Annotated in this window: 9 protein-coding genes; all 9 read left to right on the top strand. The window is 40.4% G+C overall.

The genetic code is table 11. From position 1 onward, the window contains the following. The first annotated feature begins 7 nt into the window (after positions 1 to 7). The 9 genes from PCY70_RS10255 (at position 8) to PCY70_RS10295 (ending at position 13383) form a co-directional block, all read left to right on the top strand. A complete protein-coding gene (locus PCY70_RS10255) occupies positions 8 to 1867 on the top strand; it encodes a PTS fructose transporter subunit IIABC (RefSeq protein ID WP_305767283.1) in 1860 nt (619 codons plus the stop codon). A gap of 212 nt (positions 1868 to 2079) precedes the next feature. Beyond that, the gene (locus PCY70_RS10260) at positions 2080 to 3279 is read left to right on the top strand and encodes a tetratricopeptide repeat protein (RefSeq protein WP_305767284.1); all 1200 of its coding nucleotides are present in this window, start codon (positions 2080 to 2082) and stop codon (positions 3277 to 3279) included. 125 nt (positions 3280 to 3404) lie between these two features. Further along, positions 3405 to 4754 (top strand): NADP-specific glutamate dehydrogenase, encoded by a 1350-nt coding sequence (gene gdhA, locus PCY70_RS10265; protein ID WP_305767285.1) that lies wholly within the window; start codon positions 3405 to 3407, stop codon positions 4752 to 4754. Positions 4755 to 4856: 102 nt separating this feature from the next. Beyond that, a complete protein-coding gene (locus PCY70_RS10270) occupies positions 4857 to 5855 on the top strand; it encodes a LacI family DNA-binding transcriptional regulator (protein ID WP_305767286.1) in 999 nt (332 codons plus the stop codon). Between the two features lie 143 nt (positions 5856 to 5998). After that, entirely contained in the window at positions 5999 to 7216 is a 1218-nt protein-coding gene (locus tag PCY70_RS10275; protein ID WP_305767287.1) for an ABC transporter substrate-binding protein, read from the top strand. Between the two features lie 75 nt (positions 7217 to 7291). After that, entirely contained in the window at positions 7292 to 8200 is a 909-nt protein-coding gene (locus tag PCY70_RS10280) for a carbohydrate ABC transporter permease (protein WP_305767288.1), read from the top strand. Further along, a complete protein-coding gene (locus PCY70_RS10285) occupies positions 8193 to 9014 on the top strand; it encodes a carbohydrate ABC transporter permease (protein WP_029488325.1) in 822 nt (273 codons plus the stop codon). Before PCY70_RS10280 ends, PCY70_RS10285 begins: the two co-directional genes overlap by 8 nt. A 12-nt stretch (positions 9015 to 9026) precedes the next feature. After that, positions 9027 to 11069, top strand: a complete 2043-nt coding sequence (locus tag PCY70_RS10290; protein WP_305767289.1) for a glucosidase family protein — start codon at positions 9027 to 9029, stop codon at positions 11067 to 11069. A gap of 1 nt (position 11070) precedes the next feature. Beyond that, positions 11071 to 13383, top strand: a complete 2313-nt coding sequence (locus PCY70_RS10295; protein WP_305767290.1) for a glycoside hydrolase family 65 protein — start codon at positions 11071 to 11073, stop codon at positions 13381 to 13383.

Raw genomic sequence — 13383 nt, forward strand, 5'->3', positions numbered from 1 at the left:
GAGTAACATGAGAGTTGTGGATTTGATCGGAGAAAGTGTGGATTTAAATTTGACGGCAGCGAACAAAGATGATGCAATAGATAAATTGATAGATTTGATGTATCTGAAAGGCAATTTAACCGACAAAGCAGAATATAAAAAGGGCATCTTAGAGCGCGAAGCCATAGGAACGACAGGGGTTGGCGAGGGGATTGCAGTTCCGCATTCAAAAAATAAGGCAGTAACAGAGCCGGGGTTGGCTGTGGCAAGAGTTGTGGATGGAGTGGATTATGATAGTTTAGATGATGAGCCCGCGAAGTTATTCTTTATGATTGCCGCACCAGAGGGAGGTAGCGATATTCATCTGGACGTGCTTGCTAGATTATTTACTATATTGATGGAAGAGGGATTTGCCGAAAAATTACTGGCGGCGGAATCGGTTGAGGAGTTTATAGGATTGATAGATGCAAAGGAGAAGGAAAAATTTGTAGTTTCAGAGCCAGCCGCCGCTTCTTCGAAGTATAGAATCTTGGCAGTAACGGCTTGCCCCACCGGAATTGCACACACCTATATGGCTGCAGAGAGTTTAGCTGCCAAAGCTGCAGAAAAAGGAATTACTTGCAAGGTGGAGACTAATGGCGCTACTGGTGCAAAAAATGTGCTCACAGCTGATGAGATTTCAAAGGCGGAGTGCATTATTGTGGCAGCAGATAAGCAAATCGATATGGCAAGATTTGATGGGAAGCCTTTGATTATGGTCAAGGTTGCCGATGGAATTCATAAGGCAGGAGAACTTATAGATCGAGCAAAAGACGCTCCTATATATAAACATACTGGTGATGTAAATGTGGAAGTTGCAAAAGAAAATGTGGGGCGCAAAGTTTATAAGCATCTGATGAACGGTGTGTCGCATATGTTACCATTTGTTATAGGCGGAGGATTACTGATCGCATTGGCATTTTTGTTTGATGATTATGATATTAACCCGGCGAACTTTGGGTCGAACACTCCGTTTGCCGCAATGTTAAAGCAAATTGGCGGTACAGCGTTTGACTTTATGTTGCCAGTGTTGGCAGGATATATAGCAATGAGCATTGGGGAACGACCTGCGCTTGTTGTAGGATTTGTGGGTGGCGCGTTAGCTAATGTAGGTGGTGCTGGATTTTTGGGCGCATTGGTTGCTGGATTTTTGGCAGGATATTTGGTGAAGCTATTAGTGAAGTTATGCGACAAATTGCCTGGGTCTCTCGAAGGAGTAAAACCGACGTTGATATATCCGTTGGCGGGAACTTTTTTGATGGGAGTTATGATGCTGTTTTTGATAAATCCGCCGGTCGCACTTATCAATGAAAATATGACGAGCTTCTTAAATAACCTGGGAACTAGTAGTAAGATATTGCTTGGAGTTTTGGTTGCTGGAATGATGGCAATAGATATGGGGGGGCCTATAAATAAAGCGGCGTATGTGTTTGGCGTGGCATCGCTGGAGTCTGGAAATTACGATATAATGGCTGCCGTTATGGTAGGGGGGATGGTTCCTCCGCTTGCGATAGCATTGGCGACAACATTCTTTAAAGACAAATTTACAACAAAGGAGAGAGAAGCTGGTCTGACCAACTATATAATGGGGATCTCATTTATAACTGAGGGGGCAATTCCTTTTGCTGCGGCAGATCCAGTGCGAGTAATATTGGGCTCGGTGACAGGGGCTAGTATTGCGGGTGCGATAAGCATTCTACTGGGATGCGCGTTGAGAGCGCCGCATGGAGGAATATTCGTGGTGCCGGTTATAGATAATCCGCTGGGATATTTAATTGCGTTAGCTGTGGGATCGGCTGTTGGTGCCGTGATAATAGGAATGCTGAAGAAAAATGTATCTGATATCTAAATAAAAAAATTTTGAGTTCGGGCATAGCGCTTGAACTTTTTTTTTTGCCAAGTGGTAATAATAGGCTGTTGCATGTTTTAATATTTTGTAGTAAAGTCATGGAGAGGTATAAATTACTAAAGTATAGAGAGGTAACCGCTATGACGATAGAACATAAACTGAGAAAACTTTATATGAAATATGGGGAAAAAACTTTTTTGGATGAGTACTTAATGGAAAGAATTGTGCAAGATATTTTTGCAGAAGCGCCAGAATGTGAGTTAATTATAAAAGGTATCAAAAATCATGTAGTTTCGAATGTGGTCAATAATGTGGTGGCTGCTAATTGCGTAGAAGAAATACAGCAAATATCAAATCAGCTAGTAGAAGATGGTGGATGGAATGCCGATGAAGCCGATCGAGTGGTGCGGTATTTCGTGTGTGCCAAATTTGGGTTAGATTCGAAGAAGTCAAAATCTGATGAGCCAGCAAAAGCCAAAGTAGAGAACAAGACAGACGTTAAAAAGAGAATTAGATGTATATATAAAGCCGGGGCCGTTGCTATGGTGATTGGAGTTTTCGGCTATGTTGTTGCAGGTAATACGCAGTTACATAAAATAATACGAGGAGAAGAAAATAAGACAGCTGCGGCAATAGAGGCATATAGCCAGGCCAAAAGCAATACGCTAACAGCGTTCGACGAATACGCCATTCTTGCAGGAGAAGGAAACGCAGTGGCGCAGTATAGCCTGGGAATATATTACTATTATGGAGAAGAATATGGGTATCTGATATCGCAAAACTATAGCGAAGCAATAAGATGGTTTAAAGCTGCAGCAGATCAGGGCTATACTGATGCTCAAGTGTTATTGGGTGACTGCTATTACTATGGAAATGGTACCAGGAGAGATATTGTCGAAGCTGAAGCTTGGTATGTGAAGGCCGCCAACAAAGGAAATGAGAGAGCAAAAGAAATGTTGATGTTGATATTGGCAGAGCGAGCAAAGATTGTGGAACTGGAACAGAAGGCTGAGCAAGAGAGATTGGCCGAGATAGCGAGAGTGGCCGCAATAGAACAGAAGGCTGAGCAAGAGAGATTGGCCGAGATAGCAAGAGTGGCCGCAATAGAACAAAAGGCTGAGCAAGAGAGGTTGGCCGAGATAGCGAGAGTGGCCGCAATAGAACAGAAGGCTGAGCAAGAGAGGTTGGCCGAGATAGCAAGAGTGGCCGCAATAGAACAAAAGGCCGAGCAAGAGAGATTGCTGGAGATAGCAAGAGCCGAAAAACAAAAAGTATTGGAAGCCAAGCTAGCAGAAATGGAAACAGAAATGGCTCGAATAGCTGCGGACTTAGAGATGAGAGAAAACCTTAAGCAAGCAGAGAACGTATCGATAGTGGAAGGAGAAGCTGTTGCGGTCGTGGATGCGGAGTAATTAAAATTTTGTATTATAACGTGCATAAAAACCCATATTTTAGCAAAAAATAAGGAGGTAATGCCTAAGATGAAATATAGAAGGGAGTGACATTGCAGTAGTCGTATTTATTGCAATGGATAAAAATGAAATTACAAACAGAATATATGCAAGATTTAATGGATCGAGTGATTAAGAATCATCCAAGCCAGCCAGAGTTTCATCAAGCTGTTCAGGAGGTACTAGTTTGTATGGAGCCGGTTGCGAAGGCATATCCAGAGTATGTTAAAGCAGGAATTTTTGAAAGAATGGTAGAACCGGAGCGTATCATCATTTTTAGAGTTTCGTGGGTAGCCGACAATGGAGATGTTAAGGTTAATAGAGGTTTTCGTGTACAATTTAATAGTGCAATAGGACCATATAAAGGAGGCTTGAGATTGCATCCTTCTGTAAATCTTGGCGTAATCAAATTCTTGGGCTTCGAACAAATCTTTAAAAACTCTTTGACAGGCTTGCCAATGGGCGGCGGTAAAGGTGGAAGCGACTTTGATCCTAAGGGCAAATCTGATGGAGAAATTATGAGATTTTGCCAAAGTTTTATGACAGAGCTTTCGAAACACATCGGAGCAGATACCGACGTTCCTGCAGGAGATATTGGTGTAGGTGCTAGAGAAATCGGATTTATGTTTGGGCAATATAAGCGCCTTAGAAATGAGTTTACTGGAGTGCTTACAGGAAAAGGTCTAAACTATGGCGGGTCTTTGGTGCGAACAGAAGCGACGGGCTATGGGTGTTGCTATTTTACACAGGCTATGTTAGAAACTAAGGGAGAAAGTTTTGCGGGAAAGGTAGTAGTAATTTCAGGCTCTGGAAATGTCGCTATCTACGCAACTGAAAAGGCAACGCAACTTGGTGCGACTGTTGTGGCCTTAAGTGACTCGGGTGGATATATTTATGATCCTGCTGGAGTGGATTTAAAATTAGTAAAGCGTCTTAAAGAAGTTGAGCGCAAACGCATTAGCGAGTATGTTAAAGAGAGACCTGATGCCAAATACACAAGTGGTTGTAGTGGAATATGGACTATCCCGTGTGATATTGCACTTCCGTGTGCAACACAAAATGAGCTAGACGGCGATGCAGCAAATGCGTTGGTAGCAAACGGCGTTGTTGCTGTTGCAGAAGGTGCAAACATGCCTTGTACTCCACAAGCTGTAGAAGTATTTTTGGAAAAAGGTATATTGTTTGGACCTGGTAAAGCCGCTAATGCTGGTGGCGTGGCAACATCGGGACTCGAAATGTCTCAAAATAGCATGCGTCTAAGTTGGACTTTTGAAGAAGTAGACGAAAAATTAGAAGCAATAATGAGAAATATTCATAGGCAAGCAAAGGCAGCTGCAGAAGAATATGGTGAGCCTAGTAATTATGTATTGGGAGCCAACATTGCTGGATTTTTAAAAGTGGCGAATGCTATGTATTTGCAAGGAGTTGCGTATTAATTTGAGAGAAAGGCTACTTTTGAGTAGTCTTTTTTTTGTAGATTTTTTTAAAATTTTGAGGTAGAATAATTTATCGATTTAGTTATTTTGGGAGGATTAATTATGATTACATTAAAAGACATTGCAAAGAAAGCGGGATTATCTGTTACCCAAGTTTCGCGCGCGCTAAATGGTCATGAAGATGTCAGCGATCAAACGAAACAAAGAGTCAGAGCAATTGCAAATGAAATGGGATATATAAAAAATGCCGTTGCGCACAGATTGGTAACAGGCACTTCGAATCAGATTGCATTTGTGGTTCAAGGATTTGACAATAAGGTAAAAGAAGAAGAGTATAACGAGTTTTATGCAATACTAAATGGAATATATCAGTTTGGCAGCGAGCACAAATATGAAACAGTGCTTTATATTATTAAATCGAGTCAGCAATCGTACGTGCAGTTCTTTAGAGAAAAAGGAATACAAAATGCCGTAATGTATGGGTTTAATTACGATGATCCAAAGTTACTAGACTTATTGGAGACAAGCTATAACATAGTGTGCATTGATATATTGGTAGCCGCAAAAAATAAGGGGTGTGTGGTGGTAGATAATACACATTATTCGATGCTAGCCGTCGAGGCATTGCTCCGCTCGGGAAAAAGTAACATTGCACTCATAACTGGTAACCAACACGCAATGGTAAGTTTAGAGAGAGAGGCAGGGTATAGAATTGCGTTGCAAAAGCAAAAGATAGCGATAAATGGAGATTATGTAGTTGATGCAAATTTTAGCCAAAAGGTAGCATTTCAAAAAACATTAGAATTGTTGAAAAAGCATCCGCAGCTAGACGGCTTTTTTTGTATAAGCGATTATATGGCGCTTGGATGTCTAGAAGCAATTCAAAGCTTGGGCAAAGTGATTCCCAAGGATATCGCAGTTATCGGGTTTGATGACATTTTGGTATCCAGATATACAACTCCAAAGCTAAGCACCATTAATCAAAATAATTATAGCAAGGGGTTTGAAGCCGCAAAGTTGGTGGATGCTCTCAAAAGAGAAGACTATGTAACTACAACGATAATCTTAAGCTGCGAGTTAAAGCTGAGAGATAGCATTTAGAAATTTTGTGTAAATGTTATAAAAATCTATGTGAAATAAGAAATAATATATATGAAAAATTTATCTATGAAAAAGATTGACAATATTTGGGAAATATAATATACTAATTTCAAATTATCCATAACGTTTAGGGAGGTAATAAGATGAACAAAAAATTGAAAATGATAATACTATTGGGAGCGCTCTCGGGAGCAATTATAGGGTGTAGCTCAGATGAAGTAGAAGACGATAGAGTTACCCTCACTATTGCTACATATTCGGATCCATTTGAAGTGGATATCGTAACAGGACAAATCGAAGCCTATATGGAACAAAATCCAAACATAAACTTGGTTATAGAGCCGGTATCGGGAGATTTTTGGGAAGTGTTAAAAACTCGAATGGTTTCTAATAACGAGCCAGATATTTTTTATATGGACATATTTCAGGCGGGGCAATTTATAGATGCGAATAAGTTGGCTCCGTTGGATTCCTTGCTAACTGCAGAAGATTTGGCAGACTTCGAGCCCGCGTTGCTTAATGGATTTAGGGGGCAAGATGGTACGTTATATGGAATCCCAAAAGATTTCTCAACGTTGGCATTATATTATAATAAAAAGATGTTTACAGATGCAGGCTTAGAAGCACCAACCACATGGGATGATTTAACTGCTGTTGCAAAGGCGCTGACCAAAGATGGCGTGGTGGGTTTGTCTCTACAAAATGGATTGGATAGAGCGCAGCCGTTCTTTTATTCTAATGGTGGAACCATGATGAAAGATGGAAAACCGACTCTAAATAATCCCAAAAATATAGAAGCGTATGAATATTGGATCGGGCTTATTAAAGATGGGTATGCTCAGACTCCGCAGCAATTGGGTGTGGGCTGGAATGGCGATGCGTTTGCGTCGGAGATCGTTGCTATGACTATAGAGGGCAACTGGATGGTTAATAGCTTGTTGGAGTTGGCGCCAGATTTGGACTATGGCGTGGTTCCAATACCGTATAAAGAGACGCCGGCATCGATGCAGTTTACAGTGGCGTATTCAATGTCAAAAAATACTGATTATCCAGAAGAGGCAAAAGATGTAATTAAGTTTTTAACTTCAGCTGAGCAGCAACAGGTAGTTGCAGATGCGGGTAGAGCAATGCCTTCCCGAAACGCTGCGTTAGAGGAATTTAAGAAAAATTGGCCAGAGCGCGCGGTGTTTGCGGATCAAGCTCCCGTTGCAAGTGAATTTAACTATGGGGTAATTTCGGCGACAGTGGTTGACGAGGCGGCCAAGGCAATGGAGCGCGTATTGTTAGATGATAAAAGTACGGTACAGCAGGCGTTCGATGCGGCACAGGCAAATATAGATAAAGCGCTTTCTAAACAATAAATATGAAAATTAAGAGGCTACATAGATGCAATGAGTTGGATTGCTATATGTGGCATTTTTTTGAAGGAGGTATGTATGAACAAGAAGACACAAGAAAATATTGATGGATGGATAATGGTAGCTCCTATAGTAATCTTGATGCTAGTTTTTGTAATTGGCCCTGCAATATATTCGTTTATGTTGAGCTTTCAAGATTACAACATGCTAAAACCAGAGCAATCTGAATGGGTTTTGTTTGAAAATTATAAAGAATTGTTTTCTGATCCTGCATTTTATCAGGCGTTATATAACACGGTGAAATATTCGATTGTGGTGGTGCCGGTTCAGACCGCAATTGCGCTTTTGCTCGCAACAGTGGCGAATCAAAAAATTAGAGGAAAGACTTTTTTTAGGGTGGCGTATTATGTTCCGGCTGTAACTTCTGCAGTTGCTTCTGCGGCAATGTTTATGTTCTTATTTAATACGAATGGTATAGCAAATCGTTTTCTGGGAATTTTTGGGTTTGAAGCAGTGAGTTGGTTTAATGAGCCAAAGTATGCATTGCCGCTTGCGATGATTATGGCAATATGGTCGACGGTGGGAACGCAGATGCTAGTGTTTTTGGCAGGGCTACAAGATATTCCAAATGAAGTATATGAGGCCGCCTCAATTGATGGAGCAAGCAGTGTAAGAAGATTTTTAAGCGTTACGGTGCCATTGCTTAGAGAAAAAACGATGTTTGTAATAATTGTGGGAATGATAGGCACGCTGCAAATGTTTGATCAGGCATTTATTATTTCTGGAGGAACCGGGGGGCCATTGGGCTCAACGACAACAGTGGTTTTGTATTTATATAATAAAGCATTTGGAGAAAATCGTTTGGGCTACGGATCTGCCGTTGCGGTGGGATTGTTTATTATAATTTTTGCGTTAACAGTTATGCAGAAATCAATATTTGAAGAGCGAGAAGAGCGTCCAGCAAAAAGGAGGAAGGTAAATGGATAAAACTGTTTCTAGGCCTATGAAAGTGCTATTTTATTTTTTGACGATAGGATATGCGTTTATTGCGTTGTTTCCTTTTTTTTGGGCGTTTTATACGTCGCTTAGACCAAGCAAGGAAGCGTATAAATTAAATTTTGACTTTTCGAATCTAAGCTTTGGCACATATGTTGACTTAATAGTCAAAAATGATATAGGCAGATGGTATTTTAACAGCTTTATAATAGCCATTAGCGTAACTCTTTTGGGGGTTATTTTAAGCACAATGGCAGGATATGCGTTGGCAAGAATTGACTTTACAGGAAAAAATATCATATTTATGACGATTTTGGGGCTGATGATGATACCAGGACAAATCACAATGATTCCACAGTATATGCTACTAAATAAATTCAACTTTATCAATACGTATGTGGGGCTAATAATTCCGTTTTTGTTTAATGCATTTAACATATTTATGATGCGCCAATTTTTTATATCGTTTCCAATCAGCTTGGAGGAGGCTGCGCAATTAGATGGGCTCTCGCGCAGAGGAATTTTCTTCAAAATAGCATTGCCGCTTGCCAAACCCGCAATTACTACAATTATAATTATGACATTTATGGGAAGTTGGAACAACTTTCTTATGCCAAATTTATTGATTACGTCGCGTGATATGTATACATTGCCGGTGGGGATGGCGTCGCTAAATAGCCAGTATTTTTCGTTTCCAAATCAGACAATGGCCGGCGCTATGCTATTATCAATTCCAATGGTAATCTTATTTTTAATATGTCAGAAATATTTTATAGAGGGCGTTACAACTTCGGGTATTAAATAATTGGGAGGACTTATGCACATTCAAAAAACTGATAACTTAGGCAAGGATAATTACGTTGTCTCATCAAACAAAATTTATGCAGTAGGCAAGCAAGACGGGACGTTTAAGCCAATGGGGCATCACATATTGGGAGAAATGTCGGGCATCTTTGCGCAGCCGATTAAGCTTTCGAGAGGATATGAAATTGCAGTAGATGGGAAGGCTGCAATAGCGAATGCCTACGTTTTTGATGACGGTGAAAGTAGATTTATATATGACAAATTTGAAGTGGCCGTTAATGCCGCAGATAACCAGAAAGTATTGGCTATAGAATTTTCGGCAACAGAAAAAAAAGTAGCGGTGGAGTTTAAGATTCTACTAAAAATAGAAGGATGCTGGACTGCAGATATGGTAAATTTTAGAGATGCTGCAACGGCTGTAGTGGCACAAAACCAAAGTAGCGTCACTGTAGCGCATCTGAAAGAGGAATATTACGCAAAAGTATTTTTGGCTGAAGATGCGACAATTGTTGTAACTCAGGCGGGAGATGCTGTGGAGGTAAAAATAAAATTTGAGCTCAAAGATGTATTTGCGATATATATTTCTGCCGCTAGCGATGCCGATTCTATAAATGACAATGCGATCCCAGATTTTGCGGCACAAAAAATTAGGCGCAAAGAACTACTGAAGGCAACAGAATTGATAACAGATGACGAACAGTTTAACGAAGTCTTTGCAGGGCTAAAGCTAAATTATGATATGCTGGTGCAAGACATAGATGGGATAGGCGAAGGCTATACTGCAGGGTTTCCAGACTTTCAATGGTTTTTCGGGTGCGATACCACATATGGAATATACGGAACCCTTGCAGTAGGGCAACATGATATGACAGCCAAAACGTTGCGGTTGTTAAAAAAATTGTCGTGGCAAGAAAACGGAAATGGGCGTGTGATACATGAAATGTCGCCTTGGGGTGTTGTCTATGGAAAAGGAAACTTACAGGAGACGTCTCAATTTATAAGCGCAGTATATGAAACTTACAAATGGACTGCAGATAAAGTATTTTTGGAAGAGATCTTTGAGTTTTGCGTATTGGGAATAGCGTGGATAAAAGAGCAAGCTCAGGGAAACTCGGTTTGTCCGAAAGGCAATGGAATAGTAGAAGTTGCAGGAATCGAGGGCAGGTTGATTGATGTTGCTATATTGACGATTGATGCATATGAGCATATGGAATATCTGGCGGAGCAAATGCAAAGGTTTGAGTTGATAGAAGGGTATCGCGAGGATAGAGAAGCGTTGTGTGCAGAAGTTTTGGACAGATTTTATAATAAAGAAGAAAGATTCTTTGGAGATATCATTTGTAGCCCGCACGAAGCGGCAGCTAGTCGAGACATCTTGGTGAATTCTATAAAAAATACGCCAACTCTTAGTTCTGCAATGGAAAAATATTTTGATAAAGTGTTAGAGAATGCGACCGGAGAATGGGTAGCGCTGGTGCTGAAAAACTGGGTTTCGATATTGCCATATAGCAAAAGGTTTGTGCCGCAACATATTAAGGATGAAGGGTTAGATCAGATGTTGCAACCAGATTTTTATAACGATTATGGTATGAAAATTAGTTGCATGTGTAATGATAAAGACGATCCAGTCGACGATGTGTATACTCTAAATAAATCGATGTCCATAAACACGGGGTGCTTGGCCGAGGTGTTTGCGGCAAATGGTCAAATTGATAAGGCCTACGAATTGCTAAAATGTTTGGCAGAAAGTATGTATGTAGATATGCCTGCAGCAATAAGTGAGATATTGCCAGATGATGGATGCTTTATGCAATTTTGGTCAGGGTATGGGATCCACCATGTGTTTATGAAATATATCGTGGGATTAACAGCAGATGCGCCAAATAGATCAATAACTATTGAGCCCAATTTGCCTGTGGCGTTAAATGAGATAGCAATAAAAAATTTGCAAGTGGGTGACTGTATAATTGATATAACGATTAAAAGAAAAAATGGTGCGGTAACAGTTGCTGTAAATAAAAATTCGGCAGATTACAATATTGTGGTGAGGTGTTAAAGTGATAGTATATGATAAGGGCGTAGAAGAATTCGAAAATTTTTTGATATGTGAAGATAGCTTCGATGAGATGAGTTTAGGAAAAACGGAATCTATTATGTGTCAGGGCAATGGCTATATGTGTATACGTGGCTATGCGGAAGAAGCGTATCCTAAAAAAGTTGCAACAACGCTAATTGCTGGTACGTTTAATATCGCAATGGAAAATGAAGTTACAGAATTACCAAACATCTCGGACGCGTTTTCGATGGAGCTATTAATTGATGGCAAGAGATTTTTCTTGGCAGAAAATAACGTGGAAAATTATAGCAAAATCTTGAACTTAAAAACGGGGGAGCTAACCAGAACGTTTGCATATAAAACCGAAGAGAATGAATTTAGATTTGTGATGAGACGTTTTGTATCGGCAGCAGATGTTCATATTGCAGTGTCGCGCGTTGAGATTACGGCAATGAAAAAAGCGGCGCAGATTGTTGTGCTCTCGGGTATCGATAACCGTGCGACTAATTCGGGAGAATGCCATCTGATAGAAAATGTACGTAGGTTTTATGAAAAGAAATTTGCATATACACATTTGGTGACAAATCAATCGAAAATAGATATTTATGTAAATGCAAGTCATAAGATTTTTGTAGATGACGCAGAATTGGATTTGGTGCCAGCACCTAAAATGTCGAGGAGAACGATTTCGGCGCAGTATAACTTGGATGTTGCGGCGGGGAGTGTTGTAGCGATAGAAAAATATATAAGTTATTACACCTCCAATGATGCGGATGAAGTGCGATGCGATGAGCCTTGCGCCTCGTATAAAATTTTGGCACAAAAGATGGCTGTAGGATACTTTAAGCTGCTAGAAGAGAGTGTTGAAGTTTTGGCGGCAAAGCTTTGGGAGCGGGATTACATTAAGATAACATCGAGCGAGGCAATAGCTCAGCTGGGGATCAACTACGCTATGTATCATATGTTTGTGATGACACCAGCCCATGACAATAGAATGAATATAGGTGCAAAGGGGCTGTCGGGAGAAGGTTATAAGGGGCATACATTTTGGGATACAGAAGTCTTTTTGTTGCCAAGATTTATAGTGCAAAACCCTGCAGTGGCTAGAAAGCTGTTGGAATATAGATATTTGGGATTGGAGGGAGCGAGGCGTAAGGCGGAGGAGAACGGATTTGAAGGTGCGATGTTCCCTTGGGAGGCAGCAAATCCCAAAGATGGTGAAGTAACTCCAAAGTATAATGGTGTGGATGTTTATACGGGCGATCAACTAAAAGTTATAACGGGAGATATCGAGATACACATCGTAGCGGATGTTGCGTATGGAGTGTATTTGTATAATAATTTTACAGCAGACCAAGAATTTATGAATTCATATGGCTACGAAATTATAATGGAGACAGCAAAATTTTGGAATTCGAGATTGGAGTATGCAGATGGAAAGTACCATATCAATGATGTTATAGGTCCGGATGAATACACCGAGCATGTTGATGATAATGCGTATACAAACTATTTGGCAAAGTGGAATATGGAGTATGCGTGTCGCAGTTATAATGATTTGTTGGCTAAAGACCCCGAGCTGCTTGCTAGATTGGACGAAAAAATCTCGATTGGAGCAGTAATAGAAACAATTAGAGAGCGAGCAGAGCGTATTTATGTGCCTGTTCCAGATGCAGAGCTAATAATAGACCAAGACAGAACCTATAGAAGCTTAGAAGAAATAGATCTAACTAAATATAGGCAGGCCGAGCTGGTTGCTAGCATAGCAAAAGATTATGGAATGGAGCAAATTAGTAAACTGAAAGTATCGAAGCAAGCAGATGTTATGGTGTTGTTTTTGTTATTTGGAGAAAGATGGGCAGACGAAATTAAGAAGGCGAACTTTGATTATTACGAGGCGTTTTGTTTGCATGATTCATCGCTGAGTTTAAGTACTTACGCTATTTTGGCAAATGACATAGGGTATGAGAGATATGGATATGAATTGTTTAAGCGAGCGTTGCTTATTGATATAGGCCAAGAAAAGCATTCGTGTGACGAGGGAGTTCACGCGGCATCGTATGGCGGGGTGTGGCAGTGTATCATATATGGATTTGCGGGAGTTAGAATGATAGGAGAAAAATTACACATCAATCCTAGATTGCCAGCGGAAATGGAGAAGATTGAATTTAATATGTATTATCTGGGGCAAAAATTATGTGTAAAAGCCTCAAAAGATACAGTTGTGGTGGCAAACATGGGCGAGAGGGCTGTAGCTGTAATAATTAAGAATCGAGAAATAGAGATTGCTGCCAATGCAGCGGTGGAGGCGTGA

Source organism: Candidatus Epulonipiscium viviparus (assembly GCF_030708075.1).
Lineage (GTDB): Bacteria > Bacillota > Clostridia > Lachnospirales > Cellulosilyticaceae > Epulonipiscioides > Epulonipiscioides viviparus.